At 62.4% G+C, this 24,725-nt stretch carries 26 protein-coding genes and 2 pseudogenes; 11 read left to right on the top strand and 17 right to left on the bottom strand.

Annotated elements, in window-relative coordinates:
- The first annotated feature begins 61 nt into the window (after positions 1 to 61).
- The 8 genes from gcl to J3D60_RS30475 all read left to right on the top strand — a co-directional run bounded on the left by gcl (position 62) and on the right by J3D60_RS30475 (position 9,410).
- Complete coding sequence (gene gcl / locus J3D60_RS30510) at positions 62 to 1,837, top strand: glyoxylate carboligase (RefSeq protein WP_253493838.1); 1,776 nt, start codon at positions 62 to 64, stop codon at positions 1,835 to 1,837.
- 10 nt (positions 1,838 to 1,847) lie between these two features.
- Positions 1,848 to 2,630, top strand: coding sequence for a hydroxypyruvate isomerase (gene hyi / locus J3D60_RS30505; RefSeq protein ID WP_065939938.1), 783 nt, complete (start codon positions 1,848 to 1,850; stop codon positions 2,628 to 2,630).
- 179 nt (positions 2,631 to 2,809) lie between these two features.
- Positions 2,810 to 3,700: a 2-hydroxy-3-oxopropionate reductase gene (locus J3D60_RS30500; RefSeq protein WP_253493837.1), complete on the top strand. Its 891-nt coding sequence runs from the start codon at positions 2,810 to 2,812 to the stop codon at positions 3,698 to 3,700.
- Between the two features lie 54 nt (positions 3,701 to 3,754).
- On the top strand, positions 3,755 to 5,035 hold the full coding sequence (locus J3D60_RS30495) for a glycerate kinase (RefSeq protein WP_253493836.1): 1,281 nt from the start codon (positions 3,755 to 3,757) through the stop codon (positions 5,033 to 5,035).
- On the top strand, positions 5,025 to 6,440 hold the full coding sequence (gene pyk / locus J3D60_RS30490) for a pyruvate kinase (RefSeq protein WP_253493835.1): 1,416 nt from the start codon (positions 5,025 to 5,027) through the stop codon (positions 6,438 to 6,440). The genes J3D60_RS30495 and pyk overlap by 11 nt, the downstream gene beginning before the upstream one ends.
- Positions 6,441 to 6,577: 137 nt before the next feature.
- Positions 6,578 to 7,453 carry an urea transporter gene (locus tag J3D60_RS30485; RefSeq protein WP_253493834.1) on the top strand — a complete coding sequence of 292 codons (876 nt, stop codon included), beginning with the start codon at positions 6,578 to 6,580 and terminating at the stop codon, positions 7,451 to 7,453.
- 31 nt (positions 7,454 to 7,484) lie between these two features.
- Positions 7,485 to 8,309: an ion transporter gene (locus J3D60_RS30480; protein WP_027607039.1), complete on the top strand. Its 825-nt coding sequence runs from the start codon at positions 7,485 to 7,487 to the stop codon at positions 8,307 to 8,309.
- A gap of 96 nt (positions 8,310 to 8,405) precedes the next feature.
- Positions 8,406 to 9,410, top strand: a complete 1,005-nt coding sequence (locus tag J3D60_RS30475) for a sulfate ABC transporter substrate-binding protein (protein WP_027607038.1) — start codon at positions 8,406 to 8,408, stop codon at positions 9,408 to 9,410.
- Between the two features lie 55 nt (positions 9,411 to 9,465).
- On the opposite strand, the gene J3D60_RS30470 is transcribed toward J3D60_RS30475, so the two are convergent.
- Positions 9,466 to 10,080 carry a DUF5666 domain-containing protein gene (locus J3D60_RS30470; RefSeq protein ID WP_253493833.1) on the bottom strand — a complete coding sequence of 205 codons (615 nt, stop codon included), beginning with the start codon at positions 10,078 to 10,080 and terminating at the stop codon, positions 9,466 to 9,468.
- A gap of 141 nt (positions 10,081 to 10,221) precedes the next feature.
- On the opposite strand from J3D60_RS30470, the gene J3D60_RS30465 reads away from it, so the two are divergent.
- Complete coding sequence (locus J3D60_RS30465; RefSeq protein WP_253493832.1) at positions 10,222 to 11,418, top strand: MFS transporter; 1,197 nt, start codon at positions 10,222 to 10,224, stop codon at positions 11,416 to 11,418.
- On the opposite strand, the gene J3D60_RS30460 is transcribed toward J3D60_RS30465, so the two are convergent.
- Together J3D60_RS30460 and J3D60_RS30455 are read right to left on the bottom strand one after the other, a co-directional pair.
- Positions 11,415 to 11,819 (bottom strand): type II toxin-antitoxin system HicB family antitoxin, encoded by a 405-nt coding sequence (locus J3D60_RS30460; RefSeq protein ID WP_253493830.1) that lies wholly within the window; start codon positions 11,817 to 11,819, stop codon positions 11,415 to 11,417. The genes J3D60_RS30465 and J3D60_RS30460 overlap by 4 nt on opposite strands.
- A gap of 11 nt (positions 11,820 to 11,830) precedes the next feature.
- Positions 11,831 to 12,018 (bottom strand): annotated as a pseudogene (locus J3D60_RS30455) (type II toxin-antitoxin system HicA family toxin).
- A gap of 196 nt (positions 12,019 to 12,214) precedes the next feature.
- Here J3D60_RS30455 and J3D60_RS30450 point away from each other — a divergent pair.
- Positions 12,215 to 13,096: a LysR family transcriptional regulator gene (locus J3D60_RS30450; protein ID WP_253493828.1), complete on the top strand. Its 882-nt coding sequence runs from the start codon at positions 12,215 to 12,217 to the stop codon at positions 13,094 to 13,096.
- A gap of 30 nt (positions 13,097 to 13,126) precedes the next feature.
- Here J3D60_RS30450 and J3D60_RS30445 read toward each other — a convergent pair whose 3' ends face one another.
- The 4 genes and pseudogenes from J3D60_RS30445 to J3D60_RS30430 form a co-directional block, all read right to left on the bottom strand.
- Entirely contained in the window at positions 13,127 to 14,608 is a 1,482-nt protein-coding gene (locus J3D60_RS30445; RefSeq protein WP_253493826.1) for a M57 family metalloprotease, read from the bottom strand.
- A gap of 394 nt (positions 14,609 to 15,002) precedes the next feature.
- Complete coding sequence (gene phnN, locus J3D60_RS30440; RefSeq protein ID WP_253493824.1) at positions 15,003 to 15,575, bottom strand: phosphonate metabolism protein/1,5-bisphosphokinase (PRPP-forming) PhnN; 573 nt, start codon at positions 15,573 to 15,575, stop codon at positions 15,003 to 15,005.
- Positions 15,575 to 15,742: pseudogene (locus J3D60_RS30435) on the bottom strand (alpha-D-ribose 1-methylphosphonate 5-triphosphate diphosphatase); the annotation flags it as partial. The pseudogene J3D60_RS30435 and the gene phnN, both read right to left, overlap by 1 nt.
- Before the next feature lie 78 nt (positions 15,743 to 15,820).
- Positions 15,821 to 16,411 carry a histidine phosphatase family protein gene (locus tag J3D60_RS30430; protein ID WP_253493822.1) on the bottom strand — a complete coding sequence of 197 codons (591 nt, stop codon included), beginning with the start codon at positions 16,409 to 16,411 and terminating at the stop codon, positions 15,821 to 15,823.
- Positions 16,412 to 16,807: 396 nt separating this feature from the next.
- On the opposite strand from J3D60_RS30430, the gene J3D60_RS30425 reads away from it, so the two are divergent.
- On the top strand, positions 16,808 to 17,083 hold the full coding sequence (locus J3D60_RS30425) for a DUF6124 family protein (protein ID WP_253493820.1): 276 nt from the start codon (positions 16,808 to 16,810) through the stop codon (positions 17,081 to 17,083).
- A gap of 175 nt (positions 17,084 to 17,258) precedes the next feature.
- Here J3D60_RS30425 and J3D60_RS30420 read toward each other — a convergent pair whose 3' ends face one another.
- From J3D60_RS30420 to ccmA, 10 genes are all read right to left on the bottom strand, one after another.
- Positions 17,259 to 17,654 carry a hypothetical protein gene (locus tag J3D60_RS30420; protein WP_065939950.1) on the bottom strand — a complete coding sequence of 132 codons (396 nt, stop codon included), beginning with the start codon at positions 17,652 to 17,654 and terminating at the stop codon, positions 17,259 to 17,261.
- Between the two features lie 16 nt (positions 17,655 to 17,670).
- Positions 17,671 to 18,855: a c-type cytochrome biogenesis protein CcmI gene (gene ccmI, locus J3D60_RS30415; RefSeq protein WP_253493817.1), complete on the bottom strand. Its 1,185-nt coding sequence runs from the start codon at positions 18,853 to 18,855 to the stop codon at positions 17,671 to 17,673.
- Positions 18,848 to 19,321 (bottom strand): cytochrome c-type biogenesis protein, encoded by a 474-nt coding sequence (locus J3D60_RS30410; RefSeq protein ID WP_065939952.1) that lies wholly within the window; start codon positions 19,319 to 19,321, stop codon positions 18,848 to 18,850. Before J3D60_RS30410 ends, ccmI begins: the two co-directional genes overlap by 8 nt.
- Positions 19,318 to 19,854, bottom strand: coding sequence for a DsbE family thiol:disulfide interchange protein (locus J3D60_RS30405; protein ID WP_253493814.1), 537 nt, complete (start codon positions 19,852 to 19,854; stop codon positions 19,318 to 19,320). Before J3D60_RS30405 ends, J3D60_RS30410 begins: the two co-directional genes overlap by 4 nt.
- Positions 19,851 to 21,839 carry a heme lyase CcmF/NrfE family subunit gene (locus J3D60_RS30400; protein WP_253493812.1) on the bottom strand — a complete coding sequence of 663 codons (1,989 nt, stop codon included), beginning with the start codon at positions 21,837 to 21,839 and terminating at the stop codon, positions 19,851 to 19,853. Before J3D60_RS30400 ends, J3D60_RS30405 begins: the two co-directional genes overlap by 4 nt.
- Positions 21,840 to 21,842: 3 nt before the next feature.
- Positions 21,843 to 22,298: a cytochrome c maturation protein CcmE gene (ccmE, locus tag J3D60_RS30395; protein WP_027607026.1), complete on the bottom strand. Its 456-nt coding sequence runs from the start codon at positions 22,296 to 22,298 to the stop codon at positions 21,843 to 21,845.
- Entirely contained in the window at positions 22,295 to 22,471 is a 177-nt protein-coding gene (gene ccmD, locus J3D60_RS30390) for a heme exporter protein CcmD (protein WP_003172771.1), read from the bottom strand. Before ccmD ends, ccmE begins: the two co-directional genes overlap by 4 nt.
- Positions 22,468 to 23,223: a heme ABC transporter permease gene (locus J3D60_RS30385; protein ID WP_065924459.1), complete on the bottom strand. Its 756-nt coding sequence runs from the start codon at positions 23,221 to 23,223 to the stop codon at positions 22,468 to 22,470. The genes ccmD and J3D60_RS30385 overlap by 4 nt, the downstream gene beginning before the upstream one ends.
- Positions 23,224 to 23,309: 86 nt before the next feature.
- Positions 23,310 to 23,978: a heme exporter protein CcmB gene (gene ccmB, locus J3D60_RS30380; RefSeq protein ID WP_065924458.1), complete on the bottom strand. Its 669-nt coding sequence runs from the start codon at positions 23,976 to 23,978 to the stop codon at positions 23,310 to 23,312.
- A complete protein-coding gene (gene ccmA / locus J3D60_RS30375) occupies positions 23,975 to 24,610 on the bottom strand; it encodes a cytochrome c biogenesis heme-transporting ATPase CcmA (protein ID WP_253493810.1) in 636 nt (211 codons plus the stop codon). The genes ccmB and ccmA overlap by 4 nt, the downstream gene beginning before the upstream one ends.
- Positions 24,611 to 24,725 lie beyond the last annotated feature (115 nt).

Genomic DNA, 24,725 nt, shown 5'->3' with positions numbered 1-24,725 from the left:
GAATACACTTTGGACAGACACCACTTGTATACAATTACAAAACGCAAGAGGCACCAAAATCATGAGCAAAATGAGAGCAATCGAAGCCGCCGTCCTCGTCATGCGCCGTGAAGGCGTGGACACCGCCTTCGGTATCCCAGGCGCTGCGATCAACCCGCTGTACTCAGCCTTGCAGAAGGTGGGTGGCATCGATCACGTCCTTGCTCGCCACGTTGAAGGCGCCTCGCACATGGCCGAGGGTTACACCCGCACCAAGGCCGGCAATATCGGCGTATGCATTGGCACCTCGGGCCCGGCGGGCACCGACATGGTCACCGGCCTCTACAGCGCCTCGGCCGACTCGATCCCGATCCTGTGCATCACCGGCCAGGCACCACGGGCCCGCCTGCACAAGGAAGACTTCCAGGCCGTGGACATCACCAGCATCGTCAAGCCGGTGACCAAGTGGGCGACCACCGTCCTCGAGCCGGGCCAAGTGCCGTACGCATTCCAGAAAGCCTTCTATGAAATGCGCTCCGGCCGCCCTGGCCCGGTGCTGATCGACCTGCCGTTCGACGTGCAGATGGCCGAGATCGAATTCGATATCGACGCCTACCAGCCGCTGCCACTGGCCAAGCCCTTGGCCACCCGCATCCAGGTCGAAAAGGCCCTGGCCCTGCTGGATCAGGCTGAACGCCCGTTGCTGGTGAGCGGCGGCGGTGTGATCAACGCCGACGCCAGCGAGCTGTTGGTGGAGTTCGCCGAGCTGACCGGCATCCCGGTGATCCCGACGCTGATGGGCTGGGGCACCATTCCCGACGATCACCCACAGATGGTCGGTATGGTCGGCCTGCAAACCTCCCACCGCTACGGCAACGCGACGCTGCTCAAGTCAGACGTGGTGCTGGGTATCGGTAACCGTTGGGCCAACCGCCACACTGGTTCAGTGGAGGTGTACACCGAAGGCCGTAAATTCATTCACGTCGACATCGAACCGACGCAGATTGGCCGCGTATTCACCCCGGACCTGGGCATCGTGTCCGACGCCGGCTCCGCGCTGACGATGTTCATCGAAGTCGCCCGCGAGTGGAAAGCCGCCGGCAAGCTCAAGGACCGCAGCGCCTGGCTGCATGACTGCCAGCAGCGCAAGGCGACCCTGCACCGCAAGACCCACTTCGACAACGTGCCGGTCAAGCCGCAACGGGTCTACGAAGAGATGAACCAGGTGTTCGGCAAAGACACCTGCTACGTCAGCACCATCGGCCTGTCGCAGATTGCCGGCGCGCAATTCCTGCATGTGTACAAGCCACGCCACTGGATCAACTGCGGCCAGGCCGGTCCGTTGGGCTGGACCATTCCTGCCGCGCTGGGCGTGGTCAAGGCCGACCCGAGCCGCAAGGTGGTGGCGCTGTCCGGCGACTATGACTTCCAGTTCATGATCGAAGAGCTGGCCGTGGGCGCACAGTTCAAGCTGCCGTACATCCATGTAGTGGTGAACAACTCCTACCTGGGGCTGATCCGCCAGGCCCAGCGCGGGTTTGAAATGGACTACTGCGTGCAGTTGTCTTTCGACAACCTCAACGCTCCCGAGCTGAACGGCTATGGCGTCGACCACGTCGCAGTTGCCGAAGGCCTGGGTTGCAAGGCCCTGCGCGTGTTCGAACCGGGACAGATCGCGCCGGCGTTGCGCAAGGCCGAACACATGATCGAGGAGTTCAAGGTGCCGGTGATCGTCGAGATCATTCTGGAGCGCGTGACCAATATTTCCATGGGCACCGAAATCAACGCCGTCAACGAATTCGAAGACCTGGCCCTGGTCGGCAACGATGCGCCGACCGCCATTTCCCTGCTCGATTAAGGAGAACCTTATGCCGCGCTTTGCCGCCAACCTGTCCATGCTGTTTACCGAGCAAGACTTTCTCGCTCGCTTCAAGGCCGCAGCCGATGCCGGTTTCCAGGGTGTCGAGTACCTGTTCCCCTATGAATTCAGCTCGGCTGAAATCAAGGCCCAACTCGATACCCATGGCCTGACCCAGGTGCTGTTCAACCTGCCGGCCGGTGACTGGGCCAAGGGCGAACGCGGCCTGGCGTGCCACCCGGACCGGGTCGAGGAGTTTCGCGCCGGGGTCACCCTGGCCATCGCCTACGCCCAGGTGCTGGGCAATACCCAGATCAACTGCCTGGCGGGGATTCGGCCCAAGGGTGTGGATGATGAAACCGTGGAAAGGACCTTTGTCGCCAACCTCAAGTACGCCGCCGACAAGCTGCAGGCGGCGGGCATCAAGCTGGTGATGGAAGCGATCAACACCCGCGACATTCCGGGTTTCTACCTCAACAACACTGCACAGGCCCTATCAATTCGCGAACAGGTGGGCAGTGACAACCTGTTCCTGCAGTACGACATCTACCACATGCAAATCATGGAAGGCGATCTGGCCCGGACCATGGCGGCGCACCTGGAGGAGATCAATCACATCCAGCTGGCGGACAACCCTGGGCGCAATGAGCCGGGAACCGGGGAGATCAACTACCGCTTTCTGTTCGAACATCTGGACCGCATCGGATACGCGGGCTGGGTCGGCTGTGAATACAAGCCGCTGACCACCACCGAAGCGGGTTTGGGCTGGCTTAAAACCCACAACGCCATCTAACCGACACCATACAAAACCTTGTGGGAGGGGGTTGCTGTAGTGAGGGGGCTTAGACCCCATGGGGCTGCTACGCAGCCAGCGCGGGACAAGCCCGCTCACCACAACAAGCCCCTCACCACAACAAGCCCGCTCACCACCGCAAGCCCAGCGCCCACAAAGCATAAAAAGAGGATTTCATCATGGCTAAAATCGGATTTATCGGCACCGGCATCATGGGCCAACCCATGGCCGCAAACCTGCAGAAAGCCGGTCATCAACTGTTTCTTTCCGAACACCACGGCAAGGCGCCGGCCGAGCTGATCAGCGCCGGCGCAGTGGCCCTGGCCACCCCGCAGCAAGTGGCCCAGGAAGCCGACTTCATTATCGTCATGGTCCCCGACACCCCGCAGGTCGACGACGTGCTGTTCCGCGCCGACGGTGTGGCGGCGGGCCTGTCGCCGAACAAGGTGGTGATCGACATGAGTTCGATCTCTCCCACAGCCACCAAGGCGTTTGCGGCAAAGATCAACGAGCACGGCGCGCAGTACCTCGACGCCCCGGTGTCCGGCGGTGAAGTCGGCGCCAAGGCCGGTACCTTGAGCATCATGGTCGGTGGCGAGCCGCAGACCTTCGAACGTGCCCTGCCGCTGTTCCAGAGCATGGGCAAAAACATCACCCTGGTGGGCGGCAATGGCGACGGCCAGACCGCCAAAGTGGCTAACCAGATCATCGTCGCGCTGAATATCCAGGCAGTGGCCGAAGCGCTGCTGTTCGCCGCCAAGAACGGCGCCGACCCGGCCAAGGTGCGTGAAGCGCTGATGGGCGGCTTTGCCTCGTCGAAGATCCTCGAAGTGCATGGCGAACGCATGATCAAGGGCACCTTCGATCCGGGCTTTCGCATTAACCTGCACCAGAAGGACCTGAACCTGGCCCTGGCCGGTGCCAAGGAACTGGGGATCAACCTGCCGAACACCGCCGGCACCCAGCAGGTGTTCAGCACCTGCGCGGCGCTTGGCGGCGGTAACTGGGACCACTCGGCGCTGATCAAGGGGTTGGAGCATATGGCGAACTTTTCGATTCGCGATAAGTAACCCCCTTTGAAAGGGCTGTACCTCTAATAACAAAAATACCCCGGGAGCCCGCTTATGTCGGTCGATCCGCAACACCTGCTTCGCGAGCTGTTTGCCACAGCCATCGATGCCGCCCACCCCCGGCACGTCCTCGAACCCTGCCTGCCCGCCGACCGCAGCGGCCGCGTGATCGTGATCGGCGCCGGCAAGGCGGCGGCCGCCATGGCGCTGGTCGTCGAGAATTGCTGGCAAGGCGACGTCTCAGGCCTGGTGGTCACCCGCTACGGCCACGGCGCCCCTTGCCAGAAAATCGAAGTGGTCGAAGCCGCCCACCCGGTGCCCGATGCCGCCGGCCTGGCGGTGGCCAAGCGCGTGCTGGAATTGATCAGCAACCTGAGCGAAGACGACCGGGTGATCTTCCTGCTCTCCGGCGGCGGCTCGGCACTCCTGGCACTGCCTGCCGAAGGCATCAGCCTGGCCGACAAGCAGGCCATCAACAAAGCCCTGCTCAAATCCGGCGCCACCATTGGCGAGATGAATTGCGTACGCAAGCACCTCTCGGCAATCAAGGGCGGTCGGCTGGCCAAGGCGGCCTGGCCGGCGACGGTCTACACCTATGCGATTTCCGATGTGCCGGGCGACCAGGCCACGGTCATCGCCTCCGGCCCCACGGTCGGCGACCCCAGCACTTCGCAACAGGCCCTGGCGATCCTCAAGCGCTACGGCATCGACGCACCGGCCGCCGTGCGCAGCTGGTTGCAGAATCCGGCCTCGGAAACCGTCAAGCCCGGCGACCCGGTGCTCGCCCGCAGCCACTTCCAGCTGATCGCGCGCCCGCAACAATCCCTGGAAGCGGTGGCGGTGAAAGCGCGCCAGGCCGGTTTCAGCGCGCTGATCCTCGGCGACCTGGAAGGCGAAGCGCGGGAGGTGGCCAAAGTGCACGCCGGCATCGCGCGGCAAATCGTGCAGCACGGCCAGCCGTTGGCGGCGCCGTGCGTGATCCTCTCCGGTGGGGAAACTACGGTCACCGTGCGCGGCAACGGCCGTGGCGGACGCAATGCCGAATTCCTGTTGAGCCTGACCGACAGCCTCAAAGGCCTGCCCGGCGTGTACGCCCTGGCCGGCGACACCGACGGCATCGACGGCTCGGAAGACAACGCCGGCGCAATCATGACCCCGTGCAGCTATGCGCGCGCCGAAGCCCTGGGCCTGTCGGCCAGCGACGAGCTGGACAACAACAACGGGTATGGCTACTTCGCCGCCCTCGACGGCTTGATCGTTACCGAGCCGACCCGCACCAATGTCAATGACGTGCGCGCCATCCTGATCCTTGAGACTGCCCACCATGACGCCTGACAAGAAGGTCAAGATCCTCGCCACCCTGGGCCCGGCCACCGACGGTATCGACGACATCCGCGAGCTGGTGCAAGCCGGGGTGAATATCTTCCGCCTCAACTTCAGCCACGGTGAGCATGCCGATCACGCCCGGCGCTACCACTTGATTCGCCAGGTGGAGCGCCAGCTCAACTACCCGCTGGGCATCCTCATGGACCTGCAGGGACCGAAGCTGCGCGTCGGGACGTTTGCCGAAGGCAAGGTGCAACTGGTGCGTGGCCAGGCCCTGCGCCTGGACCTGGACCCGACGCCGGGTGACCAGCGCCGGGTCAACCTGCCCCACCCGGAAATCATCGCCGCCCTGGAACCGGGCATGGACCTGTTGCTCGACGACGGCAAGCTGCGCCTGCGCGTGATCACCCGGCACGCCGCTGCCATCGACACCACCGTACTGAATGGCGGCGAGTTGTCCGACCGTAAAGGCATCAACGTCCCACAAGCCTTGCTGGAACTCAGCCCGCTCACCGTCAAGGACCGTCGCGACCTGAGCTTCGGCCTGGAGCTGGGCGTGGACTGGGTGGCGCTGTCGTTTGTGCAGCGCCCGGAAGACATCCGCGAGGCCCGCGAGCTGATCGGCGACAAGGCCTTCCTGATGGCCAAGATCGAGAAGCCCTCAGCCGTACAACGCCTGCGGGAAATCGCCGAGCTGAGCGACGCGATCATGGTGGCCCGGGGCGACCTGGGCGTGGAAGTGCCGGCCGAGAGCGTGCCGCAAATCCAGAAAGACATCATCCGCACCTGCCGCCAGTTGGGCAAACCGGTGGTGGTGGCGACGCAGATGCTGGAGTCCATGCGCTTCTCGCCGGCGCCGACCCGCGCGGAAGTGACGGATGTCGCCAATGCAGTGGCCGAAGGCGCGGATGCGGTGATGCTGTCGGCGGAAACCGCGTCGGGCGAGTACCCGCTGGAAGCCGTGCAGATGATGAGCAAGATCATCCGCCAGGTGGAAAACGGCCCAGACTACCAGACCCAACTCGACGTCAGCCGGCCCAAGGCCGATGCCACGGTGTCGGACGCCATCAGCTGCGCGATCCGGCGCATCAGCAGCATCCTGCCGGTGGCGGTGCTGGTGAACTACAGCGAGTCGGGCAGTTCCAGCTTGCGCGCAGCGCGGGAACGGCCGGTGGCGCCGATCCTCAACCTCACACCGAACCTGTCCACGGCGCGCCGCCTGAGCGTGGCGTGGGGCGTGCATTCGGTGGTCAATGATCGACTGAGGCAGGTGGATGAAGTGTGTTCCACCGCGCTGGAGATTGCCCAGGCCCAGGGCATGGCGCAGCGCGGGGATACCTTGGTGATTACTGCCGGGGTGCCGTTCGGGCAACCGGGGTCGACCAACTCCTTGCGCATAGAGACGCTGATCTAGCGCCTGCAGAGGCCCCATCGGGGGCAAGCCCCCTCCCACATTGGACGGCATTCACACATCCAACTATGTGAACCCAATCAAGTGTGGGAGGGGGCTTGCCCCCGATGGGCCCAACTCGGTCCCACTGAATACCCATCATGCACACCCCAACCTGCCCCGACTGGGCCGAAGCCCTGCTCAACGGCTTCAGCCAGATCTTCCTGCAACGCCATCCGCTGTGCGGCCTGCTGTGCCTGTTGGCGATCCTGATCGGCGCTCCGACCTTGCTCGGCGGTGCGCTGCTGGGTGGGGTCGCCGGGTTGCTCACGGCCCAGCGTCGCGACTATCCCAAGGCCGAGCGCCAGGCCGGGCTGTATAGCTACAACGGCGTATTGCTAGGCCTGTTGATCAGCCAGCATTTCGCCTGGTCGGCGTTGTTGCCGCCGCTGATCCTCGCGTGCGGCGGCTTGAGCGCGATCCTCACGCGGCAGTGGCTGAAACACGCCAGCCGGCCGCATGACCTGCCCGCCTACACCGCGCCCTTTGTCGGCCTGGGCTGGCTGCTGCTGGGCAGCGTCCCACACAGTGCCTTGGCCCTGGGCGAGCCCGAGACCCTGGCGGTGCTCGGCGCGCCGTTCACCGGCCTCGCGCAGATCATGCTGCTGGACCAGCCGCTGGCGGGCGCGCTGATTGCCCTCGGCCTGTGGCTGGCGAACCGGCGTGCCGCGGTCTGGGCCGTGATCGGCGCCAGCAGCGGCGTACTGATCGGATGGCTGCTGGACGACACCAGCGCCGCCCTCCTCGGCCTGCACAGCTACAACCCGGCTCTCGCGGCTCTGGCGCTGAGCCAGGCACGGCGCCAACCCTGGCTGCCGCTGCTCGGCATCCTGCTGGCGATCCTTCTCACTCCGGGCTTTGCTGCCCTGCACCTGCCCGCACTCACCGCGCCGTTTATCCTCGCCTGCTGGCTGGTACTCGCCGGCGCCCGAATACTCAGGAAACCGCGCATGGACAGCCCCTTCGAATCCCCCTAGGCTTGCTCGATATTCGATTCAGGCGGGCTTTATGGACAGCAACAACGACTGGCGTCAGCGGCTCTACATCATGGTTTTTCAGAGCGACACGGTCGCCGGGCGGCGCTTTGATGGCATCCTGCTGTTGATCATCCTCGCCAGCCTGGTGATCGTGATGCTCGACAGCATCGACCAGGTCCACCAGAACTACGCCGATGTGCTGGCCTACATTGAATGGGGCTTCACCCTGATCTTCCTGATCGAGTACGGGTTGCGCCTGTACTGCTCGCCCAAGCCGTTGCGCTACGCCTTCAGCTTTTACGGGCTGGTGGATCTGCTCGCCATCGTGCCCGGCATCCTTGCGCTGTACTACAGCGACGCGCAGTACCTGCTGATCATCCGCATCATCCGGATGCTGCGGATTTTCCGCGTGCTCAAGCTCAGCCCGTACCTCAAGCAGGCCAACTACCTGATGGCGGCGCTGCGCGGCAGCAAGCAGAAGATCGTGGTGTTCCTGGTGAGCGTGTGCACCCTGGTCACGGTGTTCGGCACCTTGATGTATGTGATCGAAGGCCCGGAGCACGGCTTCACCAGTATCCCCAAGGGCATCTATTGGGCGATCGTGACGCTGACCACCGTGGGCTTTGGCGATATCGTGCCCAAGACGCCGTTGGGCCAGGTGATTTCGTCGCTGGTGATGATCACCGGTTACTCGATCATCGCCGTGCCCACGGGTATTTTTACGGCCGAACTGGCCAGTGCCATGCGCGGTGAGCAACTGCAACACGACTGCCCGGTGTGCAGGAAAAACAGCCACGAGCCCAACGCGGCGTTCTGTTCGCGCTGTGGCAGCGCTCTTTTTAAGAAAGTGGAATAAGCAAAGTTCTTTTTAATCTTTAAGCGACTAAGTGCCCCCGGCTATAGTCGCTGGCAATGTGCCTCCCCTCTTCTCCCGAACAACAAGGAATGAGCAGTGAAAAAACTCGTAAGCGCCTCTCTCCTGGCCGCCGGCCTTGCCCTCGCGGGCGCCGTCCAGGCCGCCCCGGTCACTCTGCTCAACGTCTCCTACGACGTGATGCGCGATTTCTACAAGGACTACAATGCCGCCTTCCAGAAGCACTGGGAAGCCGAGCACCCGAACGACAAGCTGACCCTGCAGATGTCCTTCGGCGGTTCCAGCAAACAAGCGCGCTCGGTGATCGACGGCCTGCCGGCTGACGTGATTACCATGAACATGGCCACCGACATCAACGCCCTGGTCGACAACGGCAAACTGGTGCCGGACAACTGGGTCACCCGCCTGCCGAACAACAGCGCGCCGTTTACCTCGGCCACCGTGTTCATCGTACGCAAGGGCAACCCCAAAGCCCTGAAAGACTGGCCGGACCTGCTCAAGGATGGCGTGCAGGTGATCGTGCCCAACCCGAAAACCTCCGGTAACGGCCGCTACACCTACCTGTCGGCCTGGGGTTATGTACTCAAGAACGGCGGCGACGAAGACAAGGCCAAGGCCTTTGTCGGCAAGCTTTTCAAACAGGCGCCCGTGCTGGACACCGGTGGCCGCGCCGCCACCACCACGTTCATGACCAACCAGATCGGCGACGTGCTGGTGACCTTCGAGAACGAAGCCGAAATGATCGCCCGTGAATTCGGTCGCGATCAGTTCGAAGTGATCTACCCAAGCGTCTCCGCCGAAGCCGAGCCGCCGGTGTCGGTGGTGGATAAAGTAGTCGAGAAGAAAGGCACTCGCGTGGCGGCAGAAGACTACCTGAAGTACCTGTGGTCGCCGCAAGGCCAGGAAATCGCTGCCAACAACTACCTGCGCCCGCGTGATCCGAAGGTGCTGGCCAAGTACACCGACCGCTTCCCGAAAGTCGACTTCCTGTCGGTGGAGAAGACCTTTGGTGACTGGCGCACCGTGCAGAAAACCCACTTCAATGATGGTGGGGTTTTCGACCAGATCTACTCCGGTCAGTAACTGACAAATGTGGGAGGAGGCTTGCCCCTCCCACATTTAGATCTGGGTTTTGCAGTTACATCGGCGGTGTCACGCCATCCTTGCCGGCTGAAATGGCTTGGGCAGTGATTTTCCCATCCGCCCCCTGCGCGGCAAACAACACCACCTTCACCCCCGGCTTGAGCAAGCTGCGGTCCCCCGGTTCCAGGTTGACGATCGGCACATCCTCCGGCACCACGATCTTCTGTTCGCCGCCCTTGTATTTCACGGTCAACGTCCGCCCTTTGCTGACCACCAAGTCGCCGACGGTGCCGTTGGTCATGCTGCTGCCTTCCTTCAGGTCAAACGCCCGATGCCCGTCGCCGGTGCCGGCCATGGCCGGTGGGAACACATGCACTTCCAGCGCCGTCAGGGTACCGTCGGCGTTGGGCATGGCGGCCGAGCCGATGTAGCTGCCCGGCTTGATTTCATCGATCCTGGCCAGGGTGACGGCGCGCACCTGGGTGTCCTTGGTCAGGTGCACGGTGACGTCTTCACCGCTGTTGACCTTGACCTGCATCGCATCACCGTCCATCGCGGTGATTGCCCCGCGTACGCCTACGCGCGGCGCATCGGCGGCATTGGCCAGGCCCAGGGCCATTGCAGCAGCGAGGCTTGAAGCCAGGAGTATCTTGTTGAGCGTGATTTGCATGGCGCTGGATTTCCTGTTTCGGCAGTTGTGTCTGAATGTATCATCACCCGGCATAAGTGATATCACCACAAGCGGCCTACTCGCCGTTGAACCTTGTCTTTACTCTCGCTCGCCATCTTCCTTCGCTTTTATGAGAACACCATGAATGCTACCCCCCACGCTACGAGCACCATGACCCGCGCGATGGTGATGCTGTTTGCGTTTTGCTGCGGCGCCATCGTCGCCAACATCTACTACGCCCAGCCGATCATCGAACTGATCGCACCGGACATCGGCCTCACCCCCGCGATGGCCAGCCTGATCGTGTCCCTGACGCAGATCGGCTATGCCCTCGGCCTGTTCTTCCTGGTGCCTTTGGGCGACCTGCTGGAAAACCGCAAGTTGATGATCATCACGACCCTGGTGGCAATTGCCAGCCTGTTGGGCGCGGCCTTTACCGAACAACCGAACCTGTTCCTGCTGGTGTCGTTGCTGATCGGCTTCAGTTCGGTGTCGGTACAGATCCTGATCCCCCTGGCCGCACACCTGGCGCCCGCCGAGTCTCGGGGTCGGGTGGTCGGCAGCATCATGGGTGGGCTGCTGTTGGGCATCCTGCTGGCGCGGCCAGTGTCCAGCGTCGTGGCTGACCATTTTGGCTGGCGCGCGATGTTCATGGCGGCCGCCGCGTTGATGGTGTTTATCAGCGTGGTGCTGATGCTGACCATCCCCAAGCGCCAGCCGGACCACAGCGCCAGTTATGGTCAATTGCTGCGCTCCCTGGGCACCCTGTTGCGTGAACAACCGCTGCTGCGTCAACGCGCGTTTTACCAAGGCTGCATGTTCGCCACGTTCAGCTTGTTCTGGACCGCCGCCCCGCTGGAGCTAGTGCGCAACCATGGCCTGAGCCAAACCCAGATCGCGATCTTCGCCCTGGTCGGTGCCATCGGCGCCATTGCCGCCCCCATCGCCGGACGCCTGGCCGATGCCGGCCACACCCACCGCGCGTCGCTGCTGGCCATGGTCTTTGCGGTGTTGAGTTTCCTGGCGGCCTTTGTGCACCCACTGTACAGCGTGATCGGCCTGGCGGTGACCGGCGTGGTCCTGGACTTCTGCGTGCAGATGAACATGGTCCTCGGCCAACGCGCCATCTATGCACTCGACGCCAACAGCCGCAGCCGCTTGAACGCGCTGTACATGACCAGCATCTTCATCGGCGGTGCCTTCGGCTCGGCGATTGCCAGCAGCGTGTACGAACACGGCGGCTGGCTGGGCGTGATGCTGGTGGGCAGCGCGTTCCCGCTGGTAGCGTTGTTGCGTTTCCTCAGTGCGTCGCGGCAAACGGCTGTCGCCACCGCCTAGGAACGCACCAACTTCTCCAAAGCCGCATCCGCCAGAAATGACGAGCGGCTTTTGACCTTGTGCTCGCGCACATAGCGGTCGATTCGCTGGATGACATAGCCGGGCAAGGTCACATTGACCTTCTCGGTCTTGCCCAGATAGGGCGAGATGTCCAGTTCGAGCATACCCCAGCCCATCCCGGCGTAATCTTCGTGGGTGTGATGATCGGCCACCGACGTTGGCATCGGAATCACCCCGCCTTCTGCGGCGATCTCCTGCAGCAGGATGTGCGCGACTTCCACCGCGGCGTTGTAGGCCTCTTCGAAACTGTCCCCGGCGGTGACTGCACCTGGAATATCGGGGATCTGGATACCGGTGGCGGTGAAGTAATCGCCCCATTCGATACAGATTGGGTATTGCATGAATGCTCTCCTTAAAACTGAAACAGCCCGGCACGTTTCCTGATGCTTCTGATGGTGCCCAGCGGCAGATCCTTCTTCGGATGCGGCACCGGGATCGTGTACGGGTTATAGCGGTGGGTAAAATATGATGACTGCCCGTGACCCGATCCAGCACCCAACCTGCCTCTTGCAGCTCCTTGATCAATAGCCTGCTTTGCACCCCAGCCTCCTTGGCTTGGCCTAAACAAAAGCAACCCTAGAGTTATCTTCACTCAAGCACAAAATAGGTCAGGCTGACTGATGGTTGTTTTGCGCCATGTTGAAAACCACCAACCGGATGACACTCCATGGGCATTACCCTTAGGCTTGTACGCCGCGCTGCCTCGCGATGCGCTCAATCCAGCAAGGAACACCCGATGGACCGTCTCACCGCCATGGAAACCTTCGTCCACGTTGTCGAGACCGGCTCGTTCTCCGCCGCCGCCAAGCGCCTGGGCATCGGTCAACCGGCCGTCTCCAAGAGCGTCGCGCAATTGGAGGCACGGCTGGCTGTACGCTTGGTGATGCGTTCGACAAGAGGCCTGACGCCAACCGAGGCGGGGCTGGCGTTTTTCGATAAAGCCAAGCGCGCCATCGATGAGGCCAACGCGGCCGACGAAGCGGCGCGCGGTGCAGGCTCCGGACTCTCGGGGAACCTGCGGATCAGCGCGCCGGTGACCTTCGCCCGCCTGCACATCATTGCGCACCTGGGGCCGTTCCTGGCGCAATATCCCGGGATGAACGTGGACGTGGTGCTCGATGACCGCAGCCTCAACCTGGTGGAAGAAGGTATCGACGTTGCCCTGCGCATGGGCAACCTGAATGATTCAAGCCTCACGGCGCGCAAGATCGGCGAATCGCCCTGCGTCATCCTCGGTACCCCCGCCTACTTCGAACGCTTCGGCGAACCCGCTACCCCCGCCGACCTGATGCAACACCAGGCAATCATCTACACCCGCGGCGAAGGCGCGCACTGGAACTTCACCCAAGGCGGTACCCTCGCCCCCATCGTCGCCCAGGGCCGTGTGCGCGTCACTGCAGCTGAAGGTGTGCGCGCAGCCGTGCTGAGTCATTTGGGGCTGACCCTGTCGTCAACCTGGATGTTTTCACCGGAGCTGGCCAGCGGCGAGGTCAAGGCCGTGTTGACTGACTGGGCATTGCCGTCGCGGGATTTATGGGCGGTGTTCCCTTCCGGGCGCATGGCAAGTGCCAAGGCGCGGGCGTTTGTCGACTATGTGCAGGCGCTGATCAAGGCCTGAGCCTGTCAGCGCCTCGTCATGTGGCATGTGTTATCGGCGGGCATCCGACTGGACGATACCTTGCATCCATTGCAACAAGGCCGCCAACGCCTTGGCCATCACCTCCTGTAACGCGACAAGCGGGTCCGTGTTGGTATCAAGCGGGGGCGCAGGGGCTGGAGTGGGGACAACCCTCGGTGCGGGGTTCACTTCCGGCTTTTGCCCCTGCCACTGCACATCGGCAGGTTTGATCTGGCCAATGCTCTTGACCACCAGGTCGGCGCTGCCGCTCCCCTTCAGATCTATCTCCAGGCTTGAACGCCCCGTGGCCGCGTCGTGCCTGAGCAATGCCTCGCCGGCGCGACCCGTGAACCGATCAGTGAACGTCAGGGCACCGACGCGCGCCTCTCTCAATGCACCCGAGACGTCAATCTTGTCCGTCCCGCTGGTAAAGTCCTCGATCAGGTCAGGCTCTTGCGGTGTGGAGTCGCTGGCCTTGTCGTAGTCAAAAATATCCGCCCCGCCGCCGCCCCGCAGCCTGTCTGCACCCAAGCCGCCCTTGAGCCGATTGTCTGCCTCATTCCCCGTCAACACGTCACGTCCGGCCCCACCGATGGCGTTTTCAAGCACGCAGCCCTTGGCGATGGAAACATTGCCCTTCAAGCCGCCCACATCGGAAAACGACTCGGCGTTCAAATTGATGTTCTGGTTCTGGGAAAACCCGGAACAATCCAGAGTGTCGCTACCGCCACCATCCCATACGCAAAAGATAGGTTTATCCCTGGCGCTGGTGAGGGTCATGGCTTCGCAGCCGGTATTGGAATTGAAGCCGTAGGTGGTGTCGGTGTTGCGGGTTTTGTGATTGGCCCCATAGAGCCGCTGAACGGCAGCGATGTCATCCATCATCGGGGCAGAGGGATTCGAATACCGAAAGTCGTGACCAGCCTGGTTTTTCTCCGACCAGTAGCTCATCACACTGCGCGCCTTTGTATCGCCGGCATATTTGGCACCATTGTTGTAATCAGCACCGCCGCCATTGTAATCACCCGGATGCTGCAGGCCGATGGCGTGGCCGATCTCATGCACGGCAGTGACTGAAAAGTGGCTGCCCAGCGCAGGCGAACTACTTTCTCGCAGTGTGCCGACCGTGGCCGTGGTGGTGGTAATGCCGCGCGAGGGTAAGCTGGCGACGCCACGGTCACCGCGCGGGTTGTTTTTGATGTGAACCGTGCCATCGGCGCCGGCTGCCCGTTCCTTGAAACTGATGTTGGCCACGTCCTCCCAATGTTGCACCGCCTGGCGCACCCGGCGTTGCTGCGCGGCGCTGAACGTCGGGTCTACCGTATAGGAGAGGTCGATGCGCTTGTCGCCATTACGGTCGTGGAAATGCAGGTTGTCGCGGGTGATGTACTTTCCGGCCTGCTCCGTTGTGAAGGTTGGTTTGCGACCGGCGCCCACACCATAGGGGCCAGACTCGGAAGGCGGCAGGTTTTCAGGTGATACGTTGAGACGAGAACATTCAGAGTTAATCATGAGATAGCGCTCCCTACAGTAAGTTAATGAGTCGACTCAATCAGAATCGACGCAATAAGCTCCCATGTAGAAAACACTCAGGACAGCACTGATTTAGTTCCTACTGAAACACACTAAGGTGGCGCAACATGCGTTAAGACATGCGATAAACCGCTTGCACTTTAAACAACTGAACACACACTTTCGCGCCAAAAAACTTATTGGATTCTCAGAAAAAAAACAAAATCCTACACAATGGCGCTGATTTGACTACACCAAATCCGCCCTCAGACAGATACATGCACTTAACTTTTCCGCCGAGTTCACGGCCTGTCAGGATTTCGCCGCTTGACATGCCCCATGCCGCACTCGATCAATGCGCTGCACGGTTGACGGCACAGGCTTGCATCGTTGGTCAGGCGCATACGGAATGCCCCGAGTTCAGGCAACACAGCAGGCGCTCGACCGTGTGCTCCAGTGGCCCGGAGTTATCCAGCACAAACAACCCTGAGCCATTGCCGGCGATCAGTTCGGTGGTGAACCGCGCATTGCGCGCCAGGCGCTCCTCGATATCCGCCTGGGCCTCACGCCCCCGCGCCACCAGGCGCTGGCGCAATACGGCTTGATCCACCGTCAGCAACAGCACCCACATATCCGGGTAGCGCTCGCGGGTCTTCGCCAGGTGCGCGCGAGAACCATTGACCAGTACGTCTTCCCCCGCCGCCAGCCATTCGTCGATGACCTTGGGGATGCCGTAGGACAACCCGTTGGCGTGCCAACTGAGGGCAAACGCGCCCTCGGCCTGCATCACGGCGAATTGCTCCGGGCTGACGCCCTGGGCCGCCTCACCCACCGCTTCCGCCGAGCGTGTGATCACGCGGCGCACAATCCGGCAACCGCGTTCGGCCAATCGTGGGCGTGCAGCCTCCAACAGGCTGTCCTTGCCCGAACCCGATGGCCCGATGAGATAGATCAACCTGCCCGCCATCAAAACACCCTCTTCGCTTGTCGCCAGACGTGTTGCACCACGGGAAGCCCTGCGCGGCTCCTGGCTTGGACCAGGTCGGCGCGCAGGCCAATGGCGATTTTCCCCGCACTGGAAAGTATATCCAGCAATCCCTCGGCAGAGACCACGTTACTGAAGTGCGCGCCGCCTCAATATTTGCTGGGCTTAATACTTGCTCAACCCTGACGGGTTGGTGAGGTTTTTTGAAAGTCGCGTGTTGCGGTGATTCAGTCCGTTTCAAAGGGCGAGATAGCCGGAAGTATCTTCAATTCAAAATCCTCCAGAGCCAACATCGCCCCATTTGAAAGCTGCCAGGTGTAGAAATCCGAGAAGTCCCCTCTGGCCAATGCACGAATCACCTTTGCCACAAAACCATGTGCCACCAGCAAAACAGCCTGTGTTGGATAAAGCGACGTTAACTGGACCAAGCCTTGGTGTACTCGCGTGACCACATCAGCTATCGACTCACCACCGTCAGGCCCTGCCGCCCATTGGCGCGTGATGTCCTGTGCCCAAAGCGCTGGATGCATGGCCTTGGCCTCCGCCTGAGTCAACCCTTCGAACACACCCACATCGCGCTCGCGGAAGCTGTCAATCGTCACAGGTTCAAGGTTTAACACACGGTTAAGAATCTGCGCCGTTTGCCGCGCCCGCAAGCGTGGAGAAACGATCAACACCTCAATACCGCCGGGTAGTTTTTCGCTGAGCAAAACAGCCTGTTCCCGGCCCCGCTCGGTCAGTTCCGGGTCGAGTGCGCCGAGGTAGCGATGCTCCGCGTTGGCCCACGTTTCGCCGTGGCGTATGACGTAGAGGTTCATGAGGGTCCGTCTCGTTGAAGGGTGGGGAGTTAATCTGGTCCTGATGATAGTGCCGCCTATCGCCTAATGATCGCTCCCATGCTCCGGGTGATCAATCAAATCAGCGAAACGCTAACAGGACGTTTCCTACGATCTCTGTGGCTTGCAGTAGCTATAACGCACCGTTAGCCTCTCGCAGTCGCTGCTCATCAGCGATCAGGCTTGGTCGCCTGGATTAGAATGGCGCACAGTGCCGCGCAAGCGGCATTATTGTGTTCGCGTTATGGCGAGCTGTGCGTGGGAGGGCTTAGGGCCCTGCCGGGTTTCCATTCCCTGGTCGACCAACCTGCGTACAGCTCGCCGCCTTTCCGCTTGGTCGCGGATGTGGTGAGCTCCAACTGAATGGAGATTTACTGCATGAAAAAAGTCACGCCAAATCCCCCGCCATCCTCCATGGATGACACCCCGCAAACCCCACCCAATCTCATCTTCAGCGTCCACCCCGGCCTCAGCACCGAAGCTGCCTTGAGCAATGCCAGCGCGATGCTGGAGTCGGCGACTGTGTGTGCCTACGACTGTGCCGAGCACTTGGATGGTTCAAGCCGCAGGCAGGTGCTGGCGGTGGTACAGATGGTTGAGATTGCGCAGTTGTTAGTGGGGGCGGCGCTGGAGCGGGAGTGTCCCGTGGCTTGATGGCTGAGGAGATCTCCTGTGGGAGGGGGCTTGCTCCCGATAGCGGTAGGTCAGTCAGACATTAATCAACTGAAACACCGCTATCGGGGGCAAGCCCCCTCCCACATTTGCCCTCCAGTGTTTGGAAGAATGGGTTTCACAGGCATGAAGAAGGCGACCCGAAGGTCGCCTTTTGTCATTGCGCGTACTGCTTGCTCAAGCCCGGCGGCACGCCCTGCACGTCGGTGTCTTCCCAGGGTCCGTTGGGGCTGATGGAGCGGCTCCAGCCGTTGCTCCAGCGGTAGTAGGTGCGCTGGCGGTAGAAGGTGTCGGGCTGGTCGTCGAGCACGTACACCTGCATCTTGCCGTCCCAGTGGCTGGCGGCGCCCGGTGGTGGGGCGAAGGTGGGCGATTTGGTCGGCAGCGGCTTCGGCGGCGGGGTCACCGGGCCAGAGGGCCTGGTGCTCGGCTGGGTCGACGGGCCTGACGGTGGGATAGTCGGGCCGGTCGGCGCAGGCGGTGGGCGGTGGACCGCACAGGCGCTCAGGCCCACTACCAGGCTGAGCAGGGTGATGCGTGCAAATGCGGTCATGGGCGTTTCCTCGAAATTACTTGTCCGGACTGTCGATGGTCAGCTGCTGCAGCGCAGTGGTGGTGCTGGCCAGGGGTTGGCTGCGGCCGATCCACTCGCCGGTGGTCGGTTGACCGGCCCGGGATATGCGCGCAACCAGTTGGACTTCGGGGAAGTTGGACAGTTTCAACTGCGGCATCATCGCGTCGGCATCGCCGAGTTCGACGGTTACGGGCAGTTCGGCGACGGTGACGCGTTTGGCCGCCAGGGGGGCCGGCGGGCCTTTTACCGCGCGGGCGAAGATGAATACGCTGTCGGTGGGCAGGGCCTTGGCCTTGACCTCGGCGGACAGGTCCACGCGGACGTTCATCACCGCTTTCTGCGCCATGCTACCGCCGCCTTCCTTGAGTTTTTCCGCGGCACGGTCAATGCCGCCTTGCAGCGCCACGCGGGAATTGTCTTGCGGTGGCAGTTGCGCCAGCAGGCGGCTCCAGTAGTCGATGGCCTCTTGATAACGCTGGCCTTCGAAGGCGGCGATACCGAGCAGGCCGAGGCTGGTGACTTCCTTCGGGTCAAGCTTCAAGGCTTCGTCGGTCAGCGCCTGGACCTTGGGCGACCACTGTTTGTTGTCGGCAAAGTACTGCGCCTGGGCCCACTGGCCGAGCAGTTCCGGCTGGCGCCCGGCCAGCGCCACGGTACGCTCGAAGACCTTGGCGGCATCGGCGGAACGGTCCTGGGCCATATAGGCGCGACCGAGGAAGTACAGGCCTTCCGCCGAGTCCGGTTGGGCGGCGGCGGCGCGTTCCAGGCGCTGGGTCATGTCTTCCATGGACACCGGCGGCTGAGCGAATTCGCGGGTCAGTTCAACCTTGTCGCTGGCACCGAAATGCATATACAGGCCCAGGCCAAGCACCGGCACAAGGATGGCGGCGAGCAACGGCATCGGCTTGCCCAGGCGCGATTCGCGGGGCTTTTCCACACCTTCGGTGTCGGCCAGCAGCTCGCGGGCGGCTTCGGCGCGGCCGCTGTCGAGCTGCGCGGCGTTGAGCACGCCTTCGTCCTGCTGCACTTGCAGCTCGGCCACACGTTCTTGGTAAAGCGCCACGTTCAGCGCGGTGCGATCCTCTTCACGCTGGGCACGGCGGCCACGCAACACAGGGATCAACAGGAAACTCAGGGCAATCAGAAGCAGCAAGCCGGCTGCGAGCCAGAAATCAATCATCAGTCTTGGTGTCCAGCAATTGGTCGAGGCGTTTACGCTCTTCGGGGGATAGCGCGTCGGAACCATCGGTAGGCGCGGCGCGGCGACGGCGGACGATCACGGCCATCACCACCACGCCGGCCAGCAGCAGCCCGGCGGGGCCGAACCAGAGCAGTGCGGTCTTGCCGGTGAGGGCCGGTTTGTAGCGCACGAAATCACCGTAGCGGTCGACCATGAAGTCGATGATCTGCTGGTTGTCCTTGCCCTCCCCCAGCATGCGGAAGATTTCCTTGCGCAGGTCGGCGGCGATGGGCGCGTTGGAGTCGGCGATGTCCTGGTTCTGGCACTTGGGGCAGCGCAGCTCCTTGGTCAATTCGCGGAAACGCTCGCGGTCACCGTCCTTGGCGAATTCGTAAGTGTCGATGGCAGCGTGGGCCACCCCGGCCAAGCCCAACGCCAGCACGGCAACGGCTAACAGGCGCTTCATGGCTTGGCCTCGTCGACCAGGGCCTGGTACTTGGCGGCCAGTTGCTCGCGCCACACCACTTCGTCGATCACTCCGACGTATTTGTCGCGGATCACACCCTTGGCATCGATGAAGAAGGTTTCCGGGGCGCCATACACGCCGAGGTTCAAACCGAGGTTGCCGTCTTCATCACGGATATCAAGCTGGTAGGGATTATGGAATTCCGCCAGCCACTTCAAGGCCGCCGCGTTGTCGTCCTTGTAGTTGATGCCGTAGATCACCACGCCCTTCTCGGCCAGCTTGTTCAGCACCGGGTGCTCGACGCGGCAGGAGATGCACCAGGTGCCCCACACATTGACCAGCGCCGGTTTGCCGAGCAGGTCGGCCTGGGTCAGGGTTTTGTCACCCTGCACGGTCGTCAGGCTGAACGCGGGGAACGGCTTGCCGATCATCGCCGAGGGCAACTCGGCCGGGTCCAGGTACAAGCCGCGATACAGGAATACCGCCACTACCAGAAACAGGGCCAGCGGCACGACCATCAACCAACGCTTCATACCGCCGCTCCTTGCAGGCCCAGCGCTTCACGCACCCGGCTCTTGACCTTGACCCGATACCGGCGATCCAGTGCCGCGAGCAAACCACCAAAGCCGGTGAGCAAACCACCGAACCAGATCCAGCGCACGAACGGTTTCACATGCACCCGCACGGCCCAGGCGCCATCGCCCAGGGGTTCACCCAGGGCCACGTAGAGGTCACGGGTGAAACCGGCATCGATGCCGGCTTCGGTCATCATCGAGCTTTGTACGGTGTACAGGCGTTTTTCCGGGTGCAGCACAGCGATCTCTTTACCGTTACGGACTACGCGCACGGTGCCTTTGTCTGACGTGAAGTTCGGCCCTTCGAAGTGCCTGGCGCCTTCGAAGATGAACTGGTAACCGGCCAGGTCCATGGACTCGCCCGGCGCCAGGCGCAGGTCGCGCTCGGCACTGTTCTGGCTGGACAGCACCACACCGAGGGCGCACACGGCGATGCCGATGTGGGCGATCTGCATGCCCCAGTAGCTGCGGGTCAGGGTCGGCAGGCCTTTGATCAGGCCTTTGTGGCGGGTCTTGTCGACGATGTCACGCACACCGGCCAGCAGCACCCAAGCGGCGAGCAGGAACGTGGCGAGCACCGCCCAGTTGAAGTCGCCGTAGGCGATACCGGCGACCACGGCCAGGGCCACGCTGCCGAGCAGCACCGGCATCAGCATGCCGGCCAGCCATTTGACCGGGGTGTCCTTCCAGCGCACCAGCACACCGACCGCCATCACCACCATCAACAGCCCCATCAACGGAATAAACAACGCGTTGAAGTACGGCGGGCCGACGGACAGCTTGGCGCCGCTCAGGGCATCCAGCACCAAGGGGTACAAGGTGCCGAGCAGGATCATCGACGCGGCCACCACCAGCACCAGGTTATTGCCCAGCAGCAGGGTTTCCCGCGACCACAGGTTGAAGCCGACCTGGCTCTTGACCACTGGTGCGCGCAGGGCGAACAAAGTGAGGGAGCCGCCGACCACAAACAGCAGGAAGATCAGGATGAACACACCGCGCTCCGGGTCGGACGCAAACGCGTGCACCGAGGTCAATACGCCCGAACGCACGAGGAAGGTGCCGAGCAGGCTGAGGGAAAATGCGGCGATGGCCAGCAACACGGTCCAGCTCTTGAACACGCCGCGTTTTTCGGTAACGGCCAAGGAGTGAATCAGTGCCGTGCCGACCAGCCATGGCATGAAGGACGCGTTTTCCACCGGGTCCCAGAACCACCAGCCGCCCCAGCCGAGTTCGTAGTAGGCCCACCACGAACCGAGGGTGATGCCGATGCCGAGGAACGCCCAGGCGACGATGGTCCACGGCCGCGACCAGCGCGCCCAGGCCGCATCGAGACGCCCGCCGAGCAAGGCGGCGATAGCGAAGGCAAAGGCCACGGAAAAACCCACGTAGCCCATGTAGAGCATCGGCGGGTGCACGATCAGGCCGATGTCCTGCAGCAGCGGGTTGAGGTCGTGACCGTCCGCCGGGATCTGCGGCAGGATGCGGGTGAACGGGTTGGAGGTCATGATCAGGAACAGCAGGAAGCCGATGCTGATCATGCCCATCACCGCCAGCACCCGTGCCAGCATGACTTGCGGCAACTGGCGCGAGAACACCGACACCGCGAAGGTCCAACCGCCGAGGATCAACGCCCACAACAGCAGCGAACCTTCATGGGCGCCCCACACCGCGCTGAACTTGTAGTACCAGGGCAAGGCGCTGTTGGAGTTATTCGCTACATAGGCGACGGAAAAGTCGTCGGTCATAAAGGCGTAGGTCAGGCAGCCAAACGCAAACACCAGGAACGCACACTGGCCCCAGGCGGCCGGCTGCGCCAGGCTCATCCACAGGCGGTCACCGCGCCAGGCACCGAGCAACGGCACCACCGCCTGGACGATGGCAAAGCACAAGGCGAGGATCATCGCCAACTGGCCCAGCTCCGGAATAAACAGTGCGGACGTCATGGCTTAGCCCTCCTTGGCGGGGGTAGGTGCGGACTGGCCGCTGTCCTTGAGGGCTTTGGTCACCTCAGGCGGCATGTATTTCTCATCGTGCTTGGCCAGCACTTCATCGGCCACCACCACGCCGTCGGCGTTGAGCTTGCCCAGGGCGACGATGCCCTGGCCTTCGCGGAACAGGTCCGGGAGGATGCCGCGATAAGTGATGGTCACGGCCTTGTTGAAATCGGTAACCACGAAGGTGACGTCGAGGGAATCGCCGGAACGCTTCAGCGAGCCCTTCTCCACCATGCCGCCGGCGCGGATGCGCGTGTCAAGCGGCGCTTCGCCGTTGGCGATCTGGGTCGGGGTGTAGAACAGGTTGATGTTCTCCCGCAGGGCGCTCATCGCCAGGCCCACGGCAATACTGACACCGGCCAGGATGGCAAGGATGATCAACAGACGCTTTCTACGCAGCGGATTCACTTTTCGGTCTCCCGGCGCAGACGACGCGCCTCTTGTTGCAGGTAACGCTTGCGGGCCAGGATCGGCGCGGCGACGTTGAGGGCCAGCACGGCCAGGCAGATGCCATAGGCCGTCCAGACATACAGGCCGTGGTGGCCCATGGCGAGAAAATCACTGAAAGAAGCAAAACTCATCCGCGCGCTCCCAGGCAGCTTTGCACTTCGGCCTTGACCCAGCTGGCACGGGCTTCACGCTTGAGCACTTCGAGGCGCATGCGCATCAGCAGCACGGCGCCGAAGAAGCAGTAGAACCCCAGTACCATCAGCAACAACGGCGCCCACATTTCCACGGGCATCGCCGGTTTTTCGGTGAGGGTGAAGGTGGCGCCCTGGTGCAGGGTGTTCCACCACTCCACCGAGTACTTGATGATCGGGATGTTGATCACGCCGACAATCGCCAGCACCGCGCAGGCCTTGGCGGCGCTGTCACGATTGCTGATCGCGTTGCCCAGGGCAATAAGACCGAAGTACAGGAACAGCAGGATCAGCATCGACGTTAGTCGCGCATCCCACACCCACCACGAGCCCCAGGTGGGTTTGCCCCAGATCGCACCGGTGACCAGCGCCACGGCGGTCATCCACGCACCGATGGGCGCGGCGCATTGCAGAGCGACGTCCGCGAGTTTCATCTTCCACACCAGGCCGACGACGCCGCACACCGCCAGCATCACGTAGCAGGACTGGGCCAGCATCGCGGCGGGCACGTGGATGTAGATGATGCGAAAGCTGTTGCCTTGCTGGTAGTCCGGCGGCGCGAAGGCCAGGCCCCAGACCAGGCCGATGCCGATCAGCAACACGGCGGCGATGCTGAACCAGGGCAGCAGTCTGCCACTGATGCCGTAGAACCATTTGGGCGAGCCGAGCTTGTGAAACCAGGTCCAGTTCATTGCTGTTTCCATCACGGTTGCTTCTTGTCTTGGCAAGAAGCGTAGGGTCTTTACTGACTATGCGTATACCGCCCAGTCAGACCTCATTATTCACCGACGCTGATCTTCAGGCCGGCGGCTATAGCAAAGGGTGTCAGGGTTACCGCCAGGGCGGTCAGGCTGCCAAGCCACAGGAGGTAACCGGTCGCCGGCATGCCCATGAGCGCGGCTTGCAATGCGCCGCTGCCCAGGATCAGTACCGGGATGTACAAGGGCAGAATCAACAGGGCCAGTAACAGGCCACCCCGTTTCAAGCCGACGGTCAACGCGGCACCCACCGCCCCCAACAGGCTGAGTACCGGGGTGCCGAGCAGCAGGCTCAGCAACAGGATCGGCAGGCATTCGCCGGGCAATCCGAGCATCATCGCCAGCAGTGGCGAGAGCAAGACTAGCGCCAGGCCGGAAAAAGCCCAGTGTGCCAGTACCTTGGCCAGGACCAGAAGTGGCAGGGGGTGCGACGAAAGGACCCACTGTTCGAGGGAACCGTCTTCGAAATCACTGCGAAACAGCCCGTCCAGCGAGAGCAGGACGGACAAAAGGGCCGCGACCCACACCAGTCCCGGAGACAAGGTTTGCAACAGTTTAGTCTCGGGGCCAACCGCCAACGGGAACAATGCGATCACGATGGCGAAGAACACCAGCGGGTTGGCCAGTTCGGCCGGGCGACGGCACAGCAAGCGGGCTTCGCGGGCGACCAACAGGGCAAACACACTCATACCGACCACCGCCCCAGGTCGAGGTCGCGGTAACCGACGGGCATGCGCGCCAGGGTGTGGTGGGTGGTGAGCACCACCTGGCCGCCCTGCTCGCAGTGCTGCGCCAGGTGCCGTTCCAATTGGGTGACGCCTTGTTTGTCGAGGGCGGTGAAGGGTTCGTCGAGAATCCACAGCGGCGGGCCAGGCAGGTACAGGCGCGCCAGGGCCACGCGGCGCTGCTGGCCGGCGGACAGGGTGTGGCAGGGCACGTCTTCGAAACCCTTGAGGCCGACGGCGGCCAAGGCCTGCCAGATGGCGTCGCGGGTTGCAGGATGATGCAGGGCGCTGAGCCAGCTGAGGTTTTCTTCGGCGGTGAGCACATCCTTGATCCCGGCGGCGTGGCCGATCCAGATCAGGTTGCGTGCCAGTTCGGTGCGTTGTTCGTTGAGCGGCCTGCCGTTGAGTCGCACTTCACCGGCCGTGGGCTGCATCAGGCCGGCCAGCAGGCGCAGCAAACTGGTCTTGCCGCTGCCGTTGGGGCCACTGATCTGCACCATGTCGCCGCCCGCCACACGCAGGTCGAGGTGCTCGAACAGCAGGCGCAGGTCGCGTTCACAGGAGAGCGCTACGGCTTCAAGAAGAGGGCTGGTCAAGAGATCGCGGGCCTTTACGGTTCAAGTCGGCGGTGCAGCGGCCGTTATAGAAAGAAGCACAATAACGGCTTTGGCGACCGATTTTAGAGAGCTGGATCAAATAGTTGTGAGGTTT

Source organism: Pseudomonas sp. S3E17 (genome assembly GCF_024168685.1).
Classification (GTDB): Bacteria; Pseudomonadota; Gammaproteobacteria; order Pseudomonadales; family Pseudomonadaceae; genus Aquipseudomonas; species Aquipseudomonas marginalis.
Note: the sequence above shows the minus strand (reverse complement) of the source record. Positions and strands in the feature narration are given on the sequence as shown.

Bases quoted from the DNA above. Each gene is read 5' to 3' on its own strand.
- J3D60_RS30400 (WP_253493812.1), bottom strand. From the start codon at position 21,839: ATGACGTCCGCACTGTTTATTCCGGAGCTGGGCCAGTTGGCGATGATC.
- hyi (WP_065939938.1), top strand. From the start codon at position 1,848: ATGCCGCGCTTTGCCGCCAACCTGTCCATGCTGTTTACCGAGCAAGAC.
- ccmB (WP_065924458.1), bottom strand. From the start codon at position 23,978: ATGAGTGTGTTTGCCCTGTTGGTCGCCCGCGAAGCCCGCTTGCTGTGC.
- J3D60_RS30460 (WP_253493830.1), bottom strand. From the start codon at position 11,819: ATGCAATACCCAATCTGTATCGAATGGGGCGATTACTTCACCGCCACC.
- J3D60_RS30465 (WP_253493832.1), top strand. From the start codon at position 10,222: ATGAATGCTACCCCCCACGCTACGAGCACCATGACCCGCGCGATGGTG.
- J3D60_RS30480 (WP_027607039.1), top strand. From the start codon at position 7,485: ATGGACAGCAACAACGACTGGCGTCAGCGGCTCTACATCATGGTTTTT.
- pyk (WP_253493835.1), top strand. From the start codon at position 5,025: ATGACGCCTGACAAGAAGGTCAAGATCCTCGCCACCCTGGGCCCGGCC.
- J3D60_RS30420 (WP_065939950.1), bottom strand. From the start codon at position 17,654: ATGACCGCATTTGCACGCATCACCCTGCTCAGCCTGGTAGTGGGCCTG.
- J3D60_RS30500 (WP_253493837.1), top strand. From the start codon at position 2,810: ATGGCTAAAATCGGATTTATCGGCACCGGCATCATGGGCCAACCCATG.
- J3D60_RS30445 (WP_253493826.1), bottom strand. From the start codon at position 14,608: ATGATTAACTCTGAATGTTCTCGTCTCAACGTATCACCTGAAAACCTG.
- J3D60_RS30405 (WP_253493814.1), bottom strand. From the start codon at position 19,854: ATGAAGCGTTGGTTGATGGTCGTGCCGCTGGCCCTGTTTCTGGTAGTG.
- phnN (WP_253493824.1), bottom strand. From the start codon at position 15,575: ATGGCGGGCAGGTTGATCTATCTCATCGGGCCATCGGGTTCGGGCAAG.
- J3D60_RS30470 (WP_253493833.1), bottom strand. From the start codon at position 10,080: ATGCAAATCACGCTCAACAAGATACTCCTGGCTTCAAGCCTCGCTGCT.
- ccmD (WP_003172771.1), bottom strand. From the start codon at position 22,471: ATGAGTTTTGCTTCTTTCAGTGATTTTCTCGCCATGGGCCACCACGGC.
- J3D60_RS30485 (WP_253493834.1), top strand. From the start codon at position 6,578: ATGCACACCCCAACCTGCCCCGACTGGGCCGAAGCCCTGCTCAACGGC.
- J3D60_RS30430 (WP_253493822.1), bottom strand. From the start codon at position 16,411: ATGAACCTCTACGTCATACGCCACGGCGAAACGTGGGCCAACGCGGAG.
- J3D60_RS30425 (WP_253493820.1), top strand. From the start codon at position 16,808: ATGAAAAAAGTCACGCCAAATCCCCCGCCATCCTCCATGGATGACACC.
- J3D60_RS30385 (WP_065924459.1), bottom strand. From the start codon at position 23,223: ATGAACTGGACCTGGTTTCACAAGCTCGGCTCGCCCAAATGGTTCTAC.
- ccmI (WP_253493817.1), bottom strand. From the start codon at position 18,855: ATGATTGATTTCTGGCTCGCAGCCGGCTTGCTGCTTCTGATTGCCCTG.
- J3D60_RS30450 (WP_253493828.1), top strand. From the start codon at position 12,215: ATGGACCGTCTCACCGCCATGGAAACCTTCGTCCACGTTGTCGAGACC.
- J3D60_RS30495 (WP_253493836.1), top strand. From the start codon at position 3,755: ATGTCGGTCGATCCGCAACACCTGCTTCGCGAGCTGTTTGCCACAGCC.
- gcl (WP_253493838.1), top strand. From the start codon at position 62: ATGAGCAAAATGAGAGCAATCGAAGCCGCCGTCCTCGTCATGCGCCGT.
- J3D60_RS30410 (WP_065939952.1), bottom strand. From the start codon at position 19,321: ATGAAGCGCCTGTTAGCCGTTGCCGTGCTGGCGTTGGGCTTGGCCGGG.